This is a genomic window from Bradyrhizobium sp. BR 1433 (assembly GCF_051547665.1).
GTDB classification, from domain to species: domain Bacteria; phylum Pseudomonadota; class Alphaproteobacteria; order Rhizobiales; family Xanthobacteraceae; genus Bradyrhizobium; species Bradyrhizobium australafricanum.
In genome coordinates, this window is the sequence record NZ_JBPUGG010000001.1 from 7967934 (window position 1) to 7986177 (window position 18244).

General features: G+C 66.1%; 15 protein-coding genes and 2 pseudogenes. 8 read left to right on the top strand and 9 right to left on the bottom strand.

Features of this window, described 5'->3' with window-relative positions; all coding sequences use genetic code 11:
• Positions 1–44: 44 nt before the first annotated feature.
• On the bottom strand, positions 45–1463 hold the full coding sequence (locus ACSKB9_RS38245; protein WP_438079544.1) for a TolC family outer membrane protein: 1419 nt from the start codon (positions 1461–1463) through the stop codon (positions 45–47).
• Positions 1464–1705: 242 nt separating this feature from the next.
• Here ACSKB9_RS38245 and ACSKB9_RS38250 point away from each other — a divergent pair, with 242 nt between their 5' ends.
• On the top strand, positions 1706–3568 hold the full coding sequence (locus tag ACSKB9_RS38250; protein ID WP_438079545.1) for an acetyl-CoA hydrolase/transferase C-terminal domain-containing protein: 1863 nt from the start codon (positions 1706–1708) through the stop codon (positions 3566–3568).
• A gap of 84 nt (positions 3569–3652) precedes the next feature.
• Here the strand turns inward: ACSKB9_RS38250 and ACSKB9_RS38255 are convergent, their stop codons facing one another.
• Complete coding sequence (locus ACSKB9_RS38255) at positions 3653–4432, bottom strand: enoyl-CoA hydratase (protein WP_438079546.1); 780 nt, start codon at positions 4430–4432, stop codon at positions 3653–3655.
• A 125-nt stretch (positions 4433–4557) separates the two neighbouring features.
• Positions 4558–5319 (bottom strand): hypothetical protein, encoded by a 762-nt coding sequence (locus ACSKB9_RS38260; RefSeq protein ID WP_438079547.1) that lies wholly within the window; start codon positions 5317–5319, stop codon positions 4558–4560.
• Between the two features lie 234 nt (positions 5320–5553).
• Between ACSKB9_RS38260 and ACSKB9_RS38265 the strand changes: the two genes are divergently transcribed.
• Positions 5554–6099, top strand: coding sequence for a sigma-70 family RNA polymerase sigma factor (locus tag ACSKB9_RS38265; RefSeq protein ID WP_076833573.1), 546 nt, complete (start codon positions 5554–5556; stop codon positions 6097–6099).
• A 2-nt stretch (positions 6100–6101) separates the two neighbouring features.
• A pseudogene (locus ACSKB9_RS38270) lies at positions 6102–6741 on the top strand (NrsF family protein).
• Here the strand turns inward: ACSKB9_RS38270 and ACSKB9_RS38275 are convergent.
• Together ACSKB9_RS38275 and ACSKB9_RS38280 are read right to left on the bottom strand one after the other, a co-directional pair.
• Positions 6738–7742 (bottom strand): DUF2336 domain-containing protein, encoded by a 1005-nt coding sequence (locus tag ACSKB9_RS38275; RefSeq protein ID WP_438079548.1) that lies wholly within the window; start codon positions 7740–7742, stop codon positions 6738–6740. The pseudogene ACSKB9_RS38270 and the gene ACSKB9_RS38275 overlap by 4 nt on opposite strands.
• 160 nt (positions 7743–7902) lie before the next feature.
• Positions 7903–9051: a GGDEF domain-containing protein gene (locus tag ACSKB9_RS38280; protein ID WP_438079549.1), complete on the bottom strand. Its 1149-nt coding sequence runs from the start codon at positions 9049–9051 to the stop codon at positions 7903–7905.
• Positions 9052–9469: 418 nt separating this feature from the next.
• Between ACSKB9_RS38280 and ACSKB9_RS38285 the strand changes: the two are divergent.
• The 4 genes and pseudogenes from ACSKB9_RS38285 to ACSKB9_RS38300 all read left to right on the top strand — a co-directional run bounded on the left by ACSKB9_RS38285 (position 9470) and on the right by ACSKB9_RS38300 (position 13501).
• Positions 9470–10040, top strand: a pseudogene (locus tag ACSKB9_RS38285) (sigma-70 family RNA polymerase sigma factor).
• Positions 10037–10756, top strand: a complete 720-nt coding sequence (locus tag ACSKB9_RS38290; protein WP_438079550.1) for a hypothetical protein — start codon at positions 10037–10039, stop codon at positions 10754–10756. Before ACSKB9_RS38285 ends, ACSKB9_RS38290 begins: the two are co-directional and overlap by 4 nt.
• Positions 10757–10794: 38 nt before the next feature.
• Complete coding sequence (locus tag ACSKB9_RS38295) at positions 10795–12468, top strand: S8 family serine peptidase (protein ID WP_438079551.1); 1674 nt, start codon at positions 10795–10797, stop codon at positions 12466–12468.
• Positions 12469–13009: 541 nt separating this feature from the next.
• On the top strand, positions 13010–13501 hold the full coding sequence (locus ACSKB9_RS38300) for a TIGR03809 family protein (RefSeq protein ID WP_438079552.1): 492 nt from the start codon (positions 13010–13012) through the stop codon (positions 13499–13501).
• A gap of 77 nt (positions 13502–13578) precedes the next feature.
• Here ACSKB9_RS38300 and ACSKB9_RS38305 read toward each other — a convergent pair whose 3' ends face one another.
• Complete coding sequence (locus ACSKB9_RS38305) at positions 13579–14952, bottom strand: TIGR03808 family TAT-translocated repetitive protein (protein ID WP_438079553.1); 1374 nt, start codon at positions 14950–14952, stop codon at positions 13579–13581.
• Between the two features lie 244 nt (positions 14953–15196).
• On the opposite strand from ACSKB9_RS38305, the gene ACSKB9_RS38310 reads away from it, so the two are divergent.
• On the top strand, positions 15197–15487 hold the full coding sequence (locus ACSKB9_RS38310) for a hypothetical protein (RefSeq protein WP_057015652.1): 291 nt from the start codon (positions 15197–15199) through the stop codon (positions 15485–15487).
• Positions 15488–15518: 31 nt separating this feature from the next.
• On the opposite strand, the gene ACSKB9_RS38315 is transcribed toward ACSKB9_RS38310, so the two are convergent.
• The 3 genes from ACSKB9_RS38315 to ACSKB9_RS38325 all read right to left on the bottom strand — a co-directional run bounded on the left by ACSKB9_RS38315 (position 15519) and on the right by ACSKB9_RS38325 (position 18242).
• Positions 15519–16166: a pyroglutamyl-peptidase I gene (locus tag ACSKB9_RS38315; RefSeq protein ID WP_438079554.1), complete on the bottom strand. Its 648-nt coding sequence runs from the start codon at positions 16164–16166 to the stop codon at positions 15519–15521.
• On the bottom strand, positions 16163–17155 hold the full coding sequence (gene meaB / locus ACSKB9_RS38320) for a methylmalonyl Co-A mutase-associated GTPase MeaB (RefSeq protein ID WP_438079555.1): 993 nt from the start codon (positions 17153–17155) through the stop codon (positions 16163–16165). The genes ACSKB9_RS38315 and meaB overlap by 4 nt, the downstream gene beginning before the upstream one ends.
• A 304-nt stretch (positions 17156–17459) precedes the next feature.
• The gene (locus ACSKB9_RS38325) at positions 17460–18242 is read right to left on the bottom strand and encodes an RsiV family protein (RefSeq protein ID WP_438079556.1); all 783 of its coding nucleotides are present in this window, start codon (positions 18240–18242) and stop codon (positions 17460–17462) included.
• Positions 18243–18244: the final 2 nt, after the last annotated feature.

Here is an 18244-nt window from a genome sequence, read left to right on the forward strand (position 1 = left end):
CGGGCGGGAAGGGCCCGTTCGCGGAGCGAACGGTTCCGTAGTGCCTATTGTCCCGACGGCGTGCGCAGGCCGTGCCAGGCGTCGCGCACCTGATGGTAGTGCACCTCGGGCAGATAATCCGGCGTCTTCAGGTTCAGCGTCTTGACGTCGAGGCGCCCGGTCGCGCTGAGCAGCGTGTAGGAGGCGATCACGCGGTCGCGCTGCGCACCGATCAGCCGTGCCCGCGCGGTGATCAGATCCTGCTGCGCGTTGAGCACGTCCACCGTGGTGCGCTGGCCGCCCGCGGCTTCCTTCTGCACGCCGGCCAGCGCAACCTCCGCGGCCTTCATCTCGGATTCGGAGGCCGATACCGCGATCTTGGCGCCCTCATTGGCGACCCACGCGCTGACGACGGCGGTCTTGGCCTGATTGCGGACCTGATCCAGCACCAGCCGGCTCTGCGCCGCGACCTCCTTGGTCTGCCGGGTCTGCGACGCGGCGGTGCCGCCGTCATAGATCGGCTGCGTCACCTGGCCGATCACCGAGGCTTGATCGGTGCCGAAGCTGCCGAGCGTGGTGTCGGTGTCGCGGCTGCGGCTGACGCTGCCCTGCACGGAGACATTCGGCATCAAGCTGCTCTCGGCGACGCGAATCGAGGTCGAGGCGACGTCGACGTCGAAGCCTGCCGCGGTGACGGCGGGATGCTCGCGGAGCGAGAGCGCGATCGCATCCTCGCGGCTGCGCGGCAACAGCCGGTCGATGGTCTCGGCCGGACGCAACTGGGATGGCGCGTTGCCGACCACCTGCGCATAGGTGGCCTGGCTGATCGCGTAATTGACCTCGGCGGCGTTGAGATCGGCAAGACCGCGGTTGAGCCGCGCCTCGGCCTGGGCGGTATCGGTCGGCGTCACGTCGCCGGCATTGAGGCGTCGTTCGGTGATTGCCCGTGTCTCCTTCAGGAAGGCGACGTTGGCGCGCTGCGCCTCGACCAGGGTCTGGTTGGCCAGGACGTTGGTGTAGGCGGTGACGGCGTCGAGCAGCACACCCTGGCCGACATTGCGCAACGCCTCGCGGCCGGACTGCACCTGCAACTCGGCGACGCGGACGCTGTTGGCGGTCTTGAAGCCGTTGAACAGGGTCTGCGTCACCGTGACGCCGATCTGCCACGGCTTCAGCGTTGCGGTCTGGATCACATTGCCGGGCAGCTGGTCGCGCACCGCTTGCAGACCAACCGACAGGCCGGCGATGATCTGGGGACGGTAGCCGGCCAGCGCCTGCGGCACGTTCTCGTCGGTCGCACGCTGGCGCGCCCGCTCGGCGTTGAGTTGCGGATTGGTCTGATATGCCTTGACCAGGGCGTCCGGCAGACTCTCGGCGCGGGCCGCGGTCTCCGTCAGCAGCGCACATGCCAGCACGCCAAGGCCGATGCCCGACAAAAGCACGCGCCTCGCTACGTCGCCGACCCTCGCGGCACGCTCAACCATGTGATCCCGCAAACCAAAACTCCGGCAGTGCGCCCCCGCCGACGCCGCCGACACATCTACCTGTTTACGGGGCGGTGCCGCCACAGACAAACCGCCGCGCGACATCTGCACATCATTTCAGTTCTTGTCTGTTGCCGGTTCGTCACAGGCGCACGTATCGGTCATATGAAGTATAAGTTTGAACCGCCGGCCGTCGATTCAACGATGCCGGTTATCCACCGTCTCGTCCGGGTCCATTGCTGATGCCGATATTCTTCTCCGACCCCGAGGCGATCGCGGAGCACATCATTCGTGACGTCGGAACCGAACTGGTGGTCGGGCTGCCGCTCGGCCTCGGCAAGGCCAACCACATCGTCAACGCGCTGTATGCGCGAGCAGTGGCCGACCGCTCCATCAACCTGACGCTGTTCTCCGCGCTGACGCTGGAAAAGCCGAAACCGAAGAGCCTGCTCGAACGGCGTTTCATCGGTCCGGTGATCGATCGCCTGTTCGGCGGCTATCCGGATCTCGCTTACGCGGATGCGCTGCATCATGGCGCACTTCCGCCCAACATCAAGGTGATCGAGTTCTTCTTCCTCGCGGGGCAGTGGCTGCACCAGCCATTCGCGCAACAGCACTACATTTCCGCCAACTACACCCATGCGGCGTCATATTTGTTGTCGCGCGGACTGAATGTCGTGCCTCAGCTCGTTGCCAAGCGCATGGTCGACGGCGCGCCGCGCTACAGCCTGAGCTGCAACACCGACACCACGCTCGACGTGCTGCGCGCCCGTGCGCAAGGGCGGGTGTCGTTCAAGCTGATCGGCCAGGTCAATTCCGAGCTGCCGTTCATGCCCGGCGCTGGCGATCTGCCGGCGGATGAATTCGCCGCGGTGCTCGACAGTCCCGAGACCGATTTCCCGCTGTTCGCGCCGCCGTCCGAGCCGATCAGCGACACCAAATATGCGATCGGCTTGCACGCCGCCGGTCTGGTCCGCGACGGCGGCACGTTGCAGATCGGCATCGGGCAGGTCGGCGACGCGCTGGCGCAGGGGCTCGTGGTCCGCCATCGCGACAACGCCCAATTCCACGGCATCATGCAGCGTCTTGCGCCCGGTACCGGGCAACTCGCCGCGGCCGAGACCGGGTCGTTCGAAAAGGGTCTCTACGGCGTCAGCGAGATGCTGTTCGAGGCGTTCCTCGGGCTGATCGACGCCGGCATCCTCAAGCGCGAGGTCGGCGGCGTGATCCTGCACGGCGCATTCTTCCTGGGCCCGCCATCATTCTACCGGGCGCTGCGCGAGATGGCACCGGAGCAGCTGGCGCGAATCCAGATGATGCCGGTTTCCTTCACCAACGAGATCTTCGGCGACGAGGACGGCAAGCGTCGCGCCCGGGTCGATGCGTGCTTCGTCAACAATGCGATGATGGCGACGCTGCTCGGCGCTGCGATCTCGGACGGCCTCGAGAACGGCCAGGTGGTGAGCGGGGTCGGCGGTCAGTATAATTTTGTGGCGCAGGCATTCGCGCTCGAGGGCGCACGTTCTGTGCTGGCGCTGGAGGCGACCCGTCAGTCCGGCAAGCAGGCGCAGTCGAACATCCGCTGGTCCTATGGACATGAGACCATCCCGCGGCATCTGCGCGATATCTTTGTCACGGAATATGGCGTCGCCGACGTCAGGGGGAAATCCGATGCCGACGTGATCGCCGCAATGCTGCAGGTCTCGGACTCCCGCTTCCAGGGCGAATTGATGCGGCAGGCCAAGGACGCCGGCAAGCTGCCGCGCAGCCACGAGATTCCCGCGGCGCATCGCGAAAATTATCCCGAGCGCATCGGTGCTGCGCTGAAGCCCGCGCGCGACGCCGGGCTGCTGCCGTCATTCCCGTTCGGCAGCGACTTCACCGATGTGGAGCAGCGGCTGATTCCGGCCTTGCAGATCTTGCAGCAGGCGCAGCACACGCCGCTGCAACTCGCCGGCCTGCTGTGGCAGGGCATGCGGCATCCGCCCGATGCCGCCGACCGCGAATGCCTGGCGCGGCTCGGTCTCGACAAGCCGACGCATTTCGCCGAGCGCGCCTATCGCGCGCTCGTCACCGCGGCCTTGCAACGGAGCCGGATGGGCTAAAGCGCGATGAGACCATCGCGCTTTAGCCTGTCGTCTGCGCATGATCTTGTCCGGAAACCGCTTCGCACTTTTCCGGATCATGCTTTAGCGGTTCTTGTTGACCGGCTTGCGCTTCTCGATGAACGCCGCCATGCCCTCGGAGCGATCCTCGAGCGCGAAGGTCGAGTGGAACAGGTTGCGCTCGACATTCATGCCTTCCGCGAGCGGCGTCTCGAACGCGCGGTTGATGGCTTCCTTGGCCATCGCGGCGGCCGGACGCGACATCGAGGCGATCTTCTCGGCTGCCGCGAGCGCCTCCTCGAGCAGCTTGTCGGCCGACACGATCCGCGACACGAGGCCCGAGCGTTCGGCTTCCGCCGCATCCATCATCCGCCCGGTCAGGCAGAGGTCCATCGCCTTCGACTTGCCGATCGCACGGGTCAGGCGCTGCGTGCCGCCGATGCCGGGAATGGTGCCGAGGGTGATTTCCGGCTGGCCGAACTTGGCGGTGTCGGTGGCGATGATGATGTCGCACATCATCGCGAGCTCGCAGCCGCCGCCGAGCGCATAGCCCGCGACCGCGGCAATGGTCGGCTTGCGGCAACGGGCGACGCGATCGCCGCCGATGGCGGTGAAATCGCTGTTGAACATGTCGATGAAGCCCTTCGGCTGCATCTCCTTGATGTCGGCGCCGGCCGCGAAGGCCTTCTCGCTGCCGGTGATCAGGATACAGCCGATCTTGTCGTCGGCCTCGAGATCATCGACCGCCGCGGCGATCTCGCGGAACACGCCGAACGAGAGCGCATTCAGCATTTTCGGCCGGTTCAGCGTGATGACGCCGACCGGTCCCTTGCTTTCGACAATGATGAATTCGAACGTAGCCATGGACGCAAACCCCGTGCCTGATTTGCCGGGCAATGTGCCCGCTGACGGGATGCGCTTCAAGTGGCTGAAACGAGGCTTTGGGCTGCGGTGCGGCGCCCCCCCGCGCCGCACCGCAGGCGCCTCCGCTAGGCCATGAACATGCGCGCGGCGGAGGCCACCGTGAGCAAAGCGCCGAACCCGATGAAGATCTTCCCGATCAGCGAGGTCTGGTCCCAGCTCGCGCTGTCGCTGCTCGCCAGAACCGGGGCCGGCTTGGGTGCAGCCACGGCAACCGTCGGCGGCGGCGCCGGCGATGCCTCCTGTTGAGCGGTCTGCGGCTGGGCCGGCTGCGGCTGTTCCGCCGGCTGCTCCTGCTGCAGGGCGCGGTCGACCTCGTTGAGCTGGTCGGATGCGACCACATTACCGTCGGACTGATCTGCGGGCTTGTCGGCCGCGGCAATCAACACATTGGCTTTCACCGGCGTCGCCGCTGCATTGTCGTCGCCGGAGGTCAGCTCCGCATTGGCGTTGGCGACGGTAGCGGGAATGCCTGCCGAGGTGACCCTGCCGGCGTCGTTATTGGTGGCGTTCTTGCTGTCGGATTTGTCAGCGGTCCTGGAGGACCGGTGGCGTGCCGAGCGCCGGCCATGCCGCGAACTCTGCCCGGCGGACTTGTCGGTCGTTGCGCTGTCGGATTTCGATGCCGATGCGTCCGATCCGGCCGCATGCGCCGGCAACGGAGCCGCGAGACACACAAGAAGCCCTGTCAGTCCTGTCGCAACCATCAATGCCAAGCGCCCGCTGGCTTTGATCTTCATTTTGATGATCTCCCCATGTCGCCCGCCCAAGGGCGAAAAGAGACCCCGCTGCGTGTCCACACCGGGGCAGAAAAGGGAATCTTCGGGCATCCGGGGGCAAAAGCTGGGCAATTTCTTCCCAGTGGCCCATCGACGGCAGCAGCACCGATGTTTGTCGGACCGATCGGTGTTATGAGCCGTGACGTCTGGAAACCCGCCGGAGCGATTCTTTGAGGCCGATCCTCGGCGCGGGCTTGCCGGAGAATAGAGATCACGAATTCGTGATCGTCTGGCGTGCCGCGTAACGAACTGAAAGATCGGCCGAATTGCAATTCAGGAGCCTGCGTGCGCGAACGTGAGGATGAATGGACCGGCCTGATGCGGTCGGCCATTTCAGGCGATGATGCGGCGTACCATCGCCTGCTCAAGGCCATCACGCCGGTACTCCGTGCTGCGGCGCGCCGCGGCCTGGCGCGCGCGGGACAACCGGTCGATCAGTCCGAGGACATCGTGCAGGACATCTTGCTGGCGGTACATTTGAAGCGACAGACTTGGGACACCAGCGCGGCGTTCGCGCCCTGGCTGTTCGCGATCGCGCGCAACAAGCTGATCGACGCGCTGCGCCGCCGCGGCAAGCGGATCTTCGTCAACATCGATGATTTCGCCGAGACGCTGCCCGGGGAAACACCGGAACCGACGGCCTCGCCGGGCGAGGTGAGCGCCCAGCTGCAGGCTTTGCCCGCGCGGCAGCGCGAGGTGCTGCAATCGATCGCGGTCGACAGCGCCTCGATCAAGGACACCGCGGCGAAATTCTCGATGACCGAGGGCGCGGTGCGGGTCGCGCTGCATCGCGGGCTTGCGAGCCTCACTGCGAAATTACGGGATCGATGAGCATGGACACCGATCAACTCATTCGAACCCTTGCTGCCGACAATGCCTATCGCGCGCGTCCGATCGGTCTTGCGCTGATGCTGGCACTGCTGGCGGCGGCGCCGGTCTCGCTCCTGATCTTCTTCGCCGAACTCGGCGTGCGGCCCGACGTGATGAGCGCGATGCACAATCCGTTCTTCGACCTAAAATTCGCCGTGACGCTGGCGCTGGCCGCCTCGGCGATCGCGGTCAGCCTGCATCTGTCGCGCCCGGAGGCTTCGCTGCGCGGCTTCGGCTGGTGGTTGCTGATTTCCCGCCGGCATCCTCGTCGCCGCCATCAGCGGCGAGATGATGATGCCGCAGCGTACGCCGATGATGACGCGGCTGATCGGCAAGAATTCGATGGCCTGCATGACCGCGATCCCCGCGATGTCGCTGCCGCTGCTGGTCGGCGCGCTGTACGGGCTGCGGCAGGGCGCGCCGGCGCGGCCGGCGGTCGCCGGTGCGATAGCCGGCCTGCTCTCGGCAGGGCTCGCGGCAACCGTCTACGCGTCGCACTGCACGGATGACTCGCCGCTGTTCGTTGCCACCTGGTACACGCTGGCGACCGCGATCGTCGCGAGCGTCGGCGCGCTGATGGGAAACCGGGCGCTACGCTACTAAGCCGCGGGCGCGGACTGCTGCATGCGATGGAAGCGCAGCACCTGCTGCGCGGTCGACGGCCGCAGCCGCTCATAGGTGTCCTTGCATGCCTGCAGATCGGTCGGCTCGCCGCCCGAGATGTCGTCGCGCAGGTTGATGATCGCCCGCACCGTCGACCATGACAGGCCCGAGACCTTGGCCAGGATCATGACGCCCTCGGCGCGGGTTTCGATCATCATGTTCTCGGCGACGCTGACCGAGACGTTGGCGAGCGCGGCGAGCGAGGCATTGGTCTCGTCGAACTTGCCGGCCTCGGCGAAAGCTGCGAGCTGGAATTCGTCGAGCCGGCCGTCCTGGTAGAGCGACTTGACCAAGGCATGCGCGATCGTGGTGTCCGGCGTCACGGCGGCCGGCGCCGAGCGCGCGCGCCGCGTCGCTTCCTTCACCGCGATCGGAATCTCCTTGGCCTGCTGCGGATTGGCGGTCTCGAGCCGCTGCCTGACCGCGTCCGAGGCCTTGGCGACCAGCTTGAGATAGAGATGCCGCGGGATGTTCGGGCGCAGGCCGACGCAGGTCGACAGGTTGTCGTCGCCCTCGGCGCGGCTGACCAGGCGGGTGAAGCCGCGCTCGGTGAATTCCGCGCCGGGATTGTTGACCGCGCTCTGGATCACCTCGTCATTGCCGCGCAGCACCAGCACGTCGGTGACGGCGCCGCTCAGCGTCTTGCGGTTCGAGATCGCGAGCAGATGCGCCTGGCTCTTGCTGCGCGCCGTTTCGATCAGGGTGTCGTCGTCGAGCCGCGGCGACAGCGTCAGCACGGGGCCCGCGACCTCGATCAGGTCGTCGAAGGCAAGGGTGCGGATGGTCTGCGGCGGTGCGGTGTCGATCGGGGCGAGGCGGTCGGCGAGCAGCGCCTTGGCCGAGTTCTCGATGTGCTCGAGCAGGCATTGGAAAACGTCGTCGAACAGCACGATCTGCTCGTTGGAATAGTTCACCGAGCCGTTGATGAAGAGGTCGGTCACGCGGCGCAGCGTCTCGACGCGGCGTGCGACGGTGCCGTGCGCGAGCGTCGTCTGCAGCTCGTTCGAGCAGACTTTCGGGGGCGGTCTCGGGCTTCAAACTCATGACTCTGTCCTGGAGCGGTGGCGACGGCTTCTCCGGCGCCGAAGAGGGAAATGGATTTCAGGCGCTGGCGATGCGGTTGCGTCCCCTGGCCTTGGCTGCGTACAGCGCGCCATCGGCGCGGGCGAGCAACGTATCGGAGTTTTCGCGCGGCTTGAGCGTCGTGACGCCCGCGGAGATCGTCACCCGCATGCCGGGCGAGAATGCGCTCCAGTCGAGATCGGCGATGATCGCGCGCAGCCGTTCGAGCGCGCGCATCGCCTGATCCTGCGACAGGTCGGGCAGCACCAGCAAAAATTCCTCGCCGCCGTAACGGCCGAAGCGATCGACGCTGCGGAGGTTGGCGAACATGCCGATGGCGAAGGTGCGCAGCGCCTCGTCGCCGATTGGATGGCCGTAGACATCGTTGATGCGCTTGAAATGGTCGAGGTCGATCAGCGCAACCGCGCAGGAGCTGCCGTTGCGGGCGCAGCGCGCGATCTCCTCCTCGAGCGTGCGCATGATGCTGCGGCGATTGGAGGCGCCGGTCAGTTCATCGAGCTCCGCGAGCTCCTCGATGCGCCGGTAGGCCTCCTTCAGCTTCAGTCCGCTCTGGTACAGCGATTGCTGCATCGAACTGGAGAAGATGCCGAGGCACATGCAGCGCCCGATCGTCAGCGCGAACACCAGCATGGTGGCGAGGCGATCGATCCGGGTCGCGGTCGGCATCCCGATCGCCTTGTCGGTGCCGAGGAACAGCGCGGCGAGGCCCAGCACCATGACGGTCCAGACGATCGCAGTCTGCCGCGCCGAGGTGCGCAGCGCGCCGAAGCCGAACACCACGAACAGGTTGCAGAGAAACAGCACGCCGACTTCCGGCGCGATGTAGGTGAACACCAGCAGGTTCACCATGTTGATCGCCGATTGCGGCGCGACCAGATAGTGGTCGCGGAAGCGCTCGTGAAAGCCGCGCTCGGAGAGCACCACGTAGACGGCGACCAAAGACAGGCCGGTCAGCGCGTAGGCGGCCGCCACCCAAACCGACGTGGTGCCGCCATGCGCGTAGATCAGCAGCACGACGGCGTCGAGCACGAAGCAGGCCGCGATCATCGACTGGATCTGTCGGCGCTGCTTGGCCCGGCGCGCCAGGCGCTCGGCCGTCAGCCTGGGACGGCCGCTTTCCGATGCGCCCGCGATCGGGCTGGGAAGTGACGACGCAGCGCTGCCCATGGTCCCGCCATTGGTGAAATCCGGCAAAAATCTACGTGGGAAAGCCTTTAGGTTTGGTATCTTTTGGAACCGAATTTACCCCCGGTGTAACCCGGTCATCGCCCTTGTTTCGTAAGGGGAATCCGTTCGCAGAGGCGAGACGGGAGCGATGTGCGGCAAGCGTGCGCCGTGGCGGACTTCGTGACGGTGCTGGCTTGCCGATAAAGCCTTGGTATGGTCGCGCCGGATGGTGCCTGTCCGCGAGAGTTTTCACTATCATGATACCGTTTATCGAGTCTCGTCTGATTTTTCCTCATTGGAAGCGCCGACTGTGGCATAGATCACACATGCAGTGCGGACATTGCCGTAATGTGAAGAATTTTGGCTCTCGCGTCGAACCACGCACCGCCCCCTTCAGACCAACTTTGCGAGACGGGCATTGAGCGCGACACAGGCGGCTTCAGACGACGTTCTGATCGCTCGGATCGCTCAAGGCGACCGGCTTGCCATGCAGGTGCTGTACGGGCGGCACCATGTCAGGGTGTACCGCTTCGGGCTTCGGCTCGTGCGGGACGAACAGGTGGCGGAAGACCTCATCAGCGAGGTCTTCCTGGACGTGTGGCGTCAGGCGGGCAAGTTTGAGGGACGATCCGCCGTTTCGACCTGGCTTCTGGCGATTACCCGGTTCAAGGCGTTGTCTTCGCTGCGGCGAAGGAAGGACGCCGAGCTGGACGATGAGGCCGCGAACGCGATCGAGGACACGTCCGACGATCCGGAAACGGTGGTGCAGAAGAAGGACACCGGTGACACGCTGGCGCAGGTGCCTGACGGGACTATCGGCGGAACATCGGGAAATTGTCGATCTTGTCTACTATCACGAGAAATCCGTGGAAGATGTCGCTGAGATCGTGGGGATTCCGGAGAATACCGTGAAGACGCGCCTGTTCTATGCGCGCAAGAAACTTGCCGAGTTGCTGAAGGCAGCCGGTGTCGAGCGAGGTTGGCCATGATGGCTGCGAGAACAAAGGTGCAAGAGCCTGACGATATCGAGATGCTGCTGCCCTGGCACGCGGCCGGCACGCTGAACGCGCGTGATGCGCGCCGCGTCGAGGACGCGCTTGCGAGCGATCCGGAACTCGCCCGGCAATATGCCGTCATTCGCGAGGAATATGCCGAGACCATCGGCCTCAACGAGAGCCTCGGTGCGCCCTCGGCGCGCGCGATGCAGAAGCTGTTCGCCGCGATCGATGCCGAGCCGGAGCATAAGCCGTCGATGCGCTCGCGCATGTCGGCCTCCGTCTCGGAGTTCTTTTCGAAATTGTCGCCGCGGACGCTGGCGTGGTCGTCCGGCCTCGGTGCGGTCGTGGTGTTGTTGCAGGCGGGCGTGATTGGCGCGGTGCTGATGCGCAGCCAGCCGGCTTTGTTCCAGACGGCGTCGCTCGATGTCGCCGAGCGCAGTGCGCCGGTCGCGCCCAGTGCGCCGATCACCCGCGACCTCGGCGCCAGCGTGGCGGCGACGCCGACCCGGCTGCTGGTGCGCTTCACACCCGATGCCAGGGTCGCCGACATCACGTCGCTGCTCGACAACTACCAGGCCTCGATCCTCGACGGGAAGGGCGGGATGTTCCGGCTGCAGTTCCGCGCAATGGACAACAGCAGCGTCGCTGCGCTGATTGCGCGTTTGCAGAAGGAGAAGATCGTCAGCCTCGCGGTGGAAACGCCGTGATCGGCGGCTGACGGTTTCTACGCCGAGTTGAGGTCGCCATGGCCGCCAACGGCCGGACCAGATCGACGAACCACGCGATCGCCGCAGCCGCAGCATTGTTGCTGGTCTGTGTTGCCGGCTCCGCCTCCGCCCAGAATTTCATGCGATCGCCGCCGGGTAGCGCGCCACAGGTCTCGCCTGGGCTGCGGGCCAATCCCGGTATGGGCCGTGTTGGTGGCAATCCCGTCGGCGGCCCAGTTGGCCGCATGCCGCCATCGGTGAACCGCGGCCCGGCCACGTCGTGGACCGACGATGGGCCGCGATCGTACGTGCCGCTCCCTGTGCGCTCCGCGCCCCGTCGCTCCGCCAATTGCCACGACGGCGATCGCGGCCAATGTTCCGACCGGCCGGTTGCCGGCAACGGCGGCGGCAAGGGCGCAGCGCGGAAGGGCAGGGCCGGCGGTGGCGGCAGTTTGCGTGCGCAGGATGCGTCGAGCGTGCGAACCGTGCCGAACGAGCTCGTGGCCGAAATCGACGGTGCCTTGACGGCGGCGGAGGCCGATGCACTCGCGCGCCGTCATGGGTTGAGGCGGATCGCCTCGCAGAATGTCGCGCTGCTGGGTGCGACCATCGGCCTGTTCCGCATCCTGGGCAATCGTTCCGCCGAAATGGCGAGCCGCGAGCTCGCAAGCGATGCCGGGATCCGCTCCGTACAGCCCAACTACCGTTACGCGTTGCAGGACCAGAAGGCGTCGGGCGGCAGCGATCCGGCGCAATATGCCCAGACACAGCTGCATCTGCCCGCGGCCCACAAGCTGGCGCGCGGGATGAATGTCACCATTGCCGTGATCGATTCCGGCGTCGACGCCGCCCATCCGGAATTGGCGAATACGGTCGCCGATACGTTCGATGCGCTCGGCAGCAAGGATGCTCCAAACGCCCACGGCACCGCCATTGCCGGCGCGATTGCGGCGCGTGTCAGGCTCACGGGGAGCGCGCCGGAAGTGCGGATCCTGGCGATCCACGCCTTCGGTGCGGTCGCGGGCGGCGCCGGGAGCACCTCCTTTGTGATCCTCAGGAGCCTCGACTACGCGGTGGCGCATGGCGCGCAGATCGTGAACATGAGCTTCGCCGGACCGAAGGACGCCCTGGTCGAGCGCGCGGTGGCCGCTGCCGTGATGCGGGACGTCGTGCTGGTCGCCGCGGCCGGCAATGCCGGCGCGACATCGCCGCCGCTGTATCCGGCCGCCCATCCCGACGTGATCGCAGTGAGTGGCACCGATGCCGGCGACCGGCTGATGGCCGCCTCGAACCGCGGCAGCCATATCGCGCTGGCGGCGCCGGGCGCCGACCTCCTCGTGCCGGTGCCCGATGGCAAATACCAGCTGATGTCGGGCACCTCGTTTTCGGCCGCGTTCGTCAGCGGCATCGCGGCCTTGGTGCTGGAACGCAATCCGGCATTGAAGCCTGCCGAGGTGCGACGGGTCCTGGCCAGCACGGCGCGCGATCTCGGGACACCTGGACGTGACGATCTGTTCGGTGCGGGGGAAGCGGATGCGCTTGCCGCGGTGATGGCGGCGACCAGTGCTCCCGTTGCCTCTGCCGCGGACAAACCGTCGCAGCCTGCACAGCAGGCCGACGGCAATAACACTTCCGTGAGCCGCACGTCGAATGAACCCGCGCCGTCGATCGCATCGGAGGATTCCGCTGCAAATCGCGGTGCTGCGCAGTGAATTTCGACGCCGAACGCCTGCAACGGTGCGATGGAACCGCGGCGCGAGAAGGTTAAAAAAATCGCCGGCGATTTGAACGTCCGCCTTTCTCTCACGACTTATGTGTGTGGGAGCGGTTTAACCCTCCCCGGCTATATCAGGCGCGAGCGCCCATCCACCCCAAGCGCCCATATGGCTTTGACCCGTCCGGTTGTCCCCCCGGACGGGTCTTTCATTTTGGGGGCACCCTTGCGTGACGGACTCGACGGTGCGCGGCACGATGGCGCCGACCGATCGCAACGGGATGGGCAGACGCGCGACGGCGGCGGTTGCTGTGGATCATTCCGCCCCAGGAGCGGTGCGCATCGCCACCACGGCAAGTCGATGACTTGAGGCAGTTCGAGCGAGAAACTCCGTAGTAGAGCGGACTTCTTCGATCGTCCGTTCGCGATTAAGAATTTAGTTAGACTTTATTTACCTTTTCCACAGAATATCGGCGTCACGTCCAGTTGATTCGGTTCGGTTGCGTCTGCGTCCGTTTCTTTTCCTGCGGGCAACTTGAATGACACATCGGACCGACGTGGCCAGAGGCCAAGAGATCGTTGCACGCTGGTGCAACCTCGCCGAGCAAAGGCTGGAGCACCTTACCGAACTGTTCGATACCGGGCGCTGGCGGCGCTATCACAGCGAGCAGGCCTTCCTCGAGAACATCAGGGAAGCCCGCGCCGCGGTCGACATCTGGCGCGAATTGCTGTCGCGCGAAGCCTCGCTCGACAATTCGCCAATCGATCTGTCCTGGCTTGGCCGCGGCAGGTCGAAACTGCCGCCGGCCGCCATCTCGCCGCCGCCCGAGCGTCGGCCGGAGGCTGCGGTCCTGGCCGAGGCGGCGATGAAAGCGGTCGCGGCCGCGCTGGAAACGGCGGCCGAGGTGCTGGAGCAGCCGCCCACGGTGGCCGACGCGCCGCCGCTGGAGATGCCGCCGGTCATGCCGCCGCCGGTGCTCGATCTCGACACCATCCAGCGGCGCTATCCACTGCTGCGCAACACGCTGTAGGCGACCGCTCTCGCTTATTTTTTGAGCGTGATCTCCGTGCTTGTCGCGAGGAAAAACCGCTTCGCCCTTTTCCGGATCTAGCGCCGCACCGCGTTCGCGCCGACCACGAGCTGCGCATATTGCTGGGCGCCGCCTGCCGACAGATCCGGCGTGATCGGGCGGGCATGGTCGAGCCCGACCACCGCGCCGCGCGGGGTTTCCGAGATCATGTTGTTGTTGATCAACGCGGTGCCGGCGCCCGGCACTACCGAGACGCCGATGCCGACGAAGGCGTTGCGGACCACGTTGCCTGATATCGCGACATCGCGCAGGTACTTGCCCCAGCCGGCGACGATGCCGAAGGTCGGCGCGTTCTCGATCACATTGCCGGTCACGGTGCTGTCGGCCTCGACATAGATGCCGATGCCGGCGCCGTCGTTCGGGTCGGTGCCTGCAGGGCGCTTCGGCAGCAGGTTGCGGATGATGTTGCCCTGGACCACCGCGATGCGGCCGCCCTCGTTGAAATTGCACACGGAGATGCCGATCGCGGCGCCGTCGACGGTGTTGTTGGCGATCACCGCGGCCTCGAACCAGAACTCCGAATAGAGCGCGACCTCGCGGACATTGCTGACGCTGTTGTCGGTGATGTGGATGTTGGAGGCCGAATTGCCGCGCACCGCCGAGAAGTCGCAGTTCTTGATGCGGTTGCCGCGCACGATCACGTTGCCGGCGCGGAAGGCGTTGATGGCGTTGCCGTACTGCCCGGAGCCGCCGGGGCCGGCCTTGATGTCCTCGATGCGGTTGTCTGCGACGATCGAGCCGTCGTCGCCGATCGCGGTGCGCAGGATCTCGATGCCGTTGTCGTTGGTGCCCTTGATGGTGTTGCGCGACACCATCAGGCCCAGCGCGTCGAACGACACCAGCGCCGTGGTCGCGATCTCGGTGAAGACGTTGTTGCTGACGTCGCCCGACATCTGCTCGAACCAGATGCCGTTGCCGCCGCTGCCGGTGAACCGGCATTCGGTGATGCGGATGTCGCGGCCCGACAGGCAGTGCACGAGGCCGCGCCGGTTCGGCAGCGGGACGTTGCCGCCGTCGAAGCTGAGGCCCATCAGGACGACGCCGCCGGCGCCTTCGGCTTCCAGCATCGAGGCGCCGCCGTTGAACAGCAGCCGGCTGGCGCCGCGCACGCCGATCAGCTGGCTGCCGGGGGCAAGCCGCAACGGGCCGGTCCGGTAGACGCCGGGCGGGAACGCGAGCGGCACCTGCGCCCGCGCGGCGTCGTCGATCGCGCGCTGCAGATTGCGGGTCTGGTCGTCGGGGCTGCCGGGATGCACGCCATATTGCGTGACGTCGCGGCCGAGCGAGCCGGTCGATGGCGCGGCGGCACGCGCGGCGTCCGGCGACATCGCAAGCGCGCCGGCTGCGCCGGCGGCGGTTGCTCCGATCAGATGGCGGCGGTTGACGTCCATGGGCAAGGCCCTCGCAACATTCGCGAGCGGTGACGTTCGCGGGTCGAGTGGTAGCGCGAAAGGCGGCGCGGCATGGTGAACACGCCGACGCAGCGCGGCGATTGTTGGCGGTAGGGTTAATCGCGGGTGCAACCGATTCACGCCGCTGCAGACCTCGTCATTCGATCCAATTTTAGTATTTGCCGGGGTCTACGGTTGACGCGTCTGGAGTATTGCTCGTCCGCTGGCTTGAGAGGAGAGACCGGTGTTTGACGTGGGAGACCTGGTTGTCTGCATCGACAATGGCCCGAAGAAAGGAGCCATTGGGCCGGTCGTGCCCATCCATCATCTGCTGCACAAGGGGCGCATCTACCGTGTCAATTTCATCGGGACGACCTGGACGGGGAGTCTGACCGTCGGGCTAGCAGGCGTCGCGTTACCTCCCCCGATGATTGGGTTCGAACCTTACAGATTCCGCAAGATCGATCCCGCGGAGCCTGAATTCATTGAAATGATGCGCAGCTTGCGTACGCGTGAGTTGGAGGATGCCAACTAGGGCGTGTACTTACACCGCCCGATCCGCACGCTCACGCGCGTGCGGCTTGCCGCGTTAGCTTTACCAGTTCGATCAGCATGGCCTCGCCGGCATCGACGAGCGCTTCCAGCGTGATGGATGATTTGCCGGGTGCAGCCGTGCCGTCATGGGCGAGCGGCGGGACGTGGACGAATTGCGCGAGGCGCAAGTCATTGTCGTGGTTGACGGCCTCGATCGCGCGCCAGCTCAGGTAGTTGCAGAGATAGCTGCCGGCATCGCGCGAGGCTCGCGCGTCGATCCCGGTCGCCAGCGCGGCGCGCAGTAGTTTTTCTGTATGAGGCCCGAACATGCGCGCATCGGCGCCGCCCTCGATCGATCCCTTGCGCGCATGCTGGCGGCCGGCGTCGGGGAAGCGCGTGGTCACCGCGTTGCGGGCACGGCTTTCGATCCGCAGATAGCCGGTGCGGCCGGCGAGGCCGAACATCAAGAGCGCCTGCGGGTGGTGTTGTGTGATCAGCTCCGGCAATTCGCGATCGACGGCCGCGTAGGTGACGTCGAAGATGTGGCTCGACAGCGCGACGTCGTCGAAGGCCGGGCGGCGCAGGGCGGTCAGCCGCTTCACCAATGGCATGGTCGGGTTGAACGGCGCACCCGGAAACGGCCCGAAGCCGGTGACGAGGATGCGCAGCCTGCCGCTCAATGCAGCATCTCCGCGATCTGTTCGGCGGCGACCGCGGGCGAGATGCGGCCACCGGCGACCTCGGCCTCCATCTTCTTCACTTTGGCGCGGATCGCGGCATCCGAGCGCAGCCGCGCCATCATCCGGCTCTCCAGCATCGACCACATCCACTTCACCTGCTGTTCCCTGCGGCGGCCGGCGACCTCGCCCGAGGCGTTCATCGCGGTACGGTGGTCGAGGATCTTCTGCCAGAGCCGGTCGAGCCCGGCGCCGGTCAGCGCGGAATAGGTCTCCACCGGCGGATGCCAGTGCTCGGAGCGCGGCGCCAGGATGTGCAGCGCGCTGCGATAGTCGGCGGCGGCGAGGTTCGCGCGCTTGAGGTTGTCGCCGTCGGCCTTGTTGATCGCGATCATGTCGGCGAGCTCGACAAGGCCCTTTTTGATGCCCTGCAACTCGTCGCCGGCGCCGGGCAGCATCAAGGCCAGGAAGAAATCGGTCATATCGCAGACCGCGGTCTCGGACTGGCCGATGCCGACGGTCTCGACCAGCACGACGTCGAAGCCGGCGGCCTCGCACAACAGCATCGCCTCGCGAGTCTTCGCCGCGACACCGCCGAGCGTGCCCGATGAGGGCGAGGGGCGGATGAAGGCCTGGTCGGAGACGGCGAGCCGCGCCATCCGGGTCTTATCGCCGAGGATCGAGCCGCCGGTGCGCGCCGAGGAGGGATCGACCGCCAGCACCGCGACCTTGTGGCCGCGCTCGATCAGGAACATGCCGAGCGCATCGATGGTGGTCGACTTGCCGACGCCGGGCGAGCCGGTGATGCCGACCCGCACCGCCTTGCCGGTGTCGGGCAATAGCGCCTGCACCAACTCGCGCGCCGCCGCCTGATGATCGCCGCGCCGGCTCTCGACCAGCGTGATCGCCCGCGCCAGCGCGGCGCGGTGGCCGGCACGGAGGCCCTTGGCGAGGGCGCTGATGTCGGGAGCGGCAGGCTTCGAGGCGTTCATGGTTTTGGTTTACAACGGCTGGCTGTTGCAGGCGAGGGGGAGGCGGATTGGCACGTCGCAGGGGCGCACTGCCAAAATGTCGAAAACAACCCCATGCAAAGGAGCCGGCGGCTGGCTGCCGGCGTTCGACAAGGCTACTTGACACGTCGGGCAACTCAGCGGCATTCTTCCATTATCCAGAAATCGTGCAGACGCCCGTAGCCCGGGTGAGCCAACGGGTCGCGCGAACGCGCGCCCGATGACAGGCTCCGCGATGTCAGGGGAAACCGGCCCCGCATATCGCTTCGCTCATGCGGGCTACGAACTATTGCTGCTCGTCCGCATCGCCCTTGGGCCGTGCGCCGGCGAAGATCTTTGCGCCTTCCGGCGTCAGATAGGGCTTCAACGTCTCCCACGGCACGAACATCACGTATTGGCCTTCGGCGTAGGGGCCGACGGCATAGGGCGGGTAGTGGAAGGTGAGGCCGGAGCTCTTGCCTGACACGGTCGACGGCGCCAGCGTCACGGCGCCGATCTTGAGCAGGGTTGGCTTCAACTCCTTGTACCACTCGGCGGTTGCGGTCTCGCCGGCGCCGCGCCGCTTCTTCTCGGCGTTGAGCGCGCTGACGATGGCCTTGCGCATCGCCGTCAGAGTCGGGCCGTTGTCCGTCGTCTCGGTGAAGAAGGGACGGATGCTGATGCGCTTCTTCGCCGCGGTGTCCCACAGGATGATGTTGACGTCGGAGTTCGGATGCGCGCCGTGGGTGTCCATGTAGTCGTCGCGCAGCACGCTCACATAGCGGCCGTCGACGACGGAGCGCTCGGAGTATTTGCGTTCGAACGAGTAGCCGCCGCGATCTTTGAAAAGCTCAGGCTCCTGCTTGCGGTCGGCCGCAGCCGCGGCGGCATTCTTCTCGATCCACTTCTTGCCTTCCGCGAGGCAGTCGGCTGCCAGCGCGCTGTCTGCCTTGATCTTGTCGTCGAGATAGACGTTGACCTCGATGTTCGCGTTCTTGGTCGCGGCGTCGGGCTTGGGATCGGCGGCGCGCGCGGGAAGGCAAACGCAAGCGAGCACGCCGGCAAGACCCATGATGCGGGCAGGCGTCATCG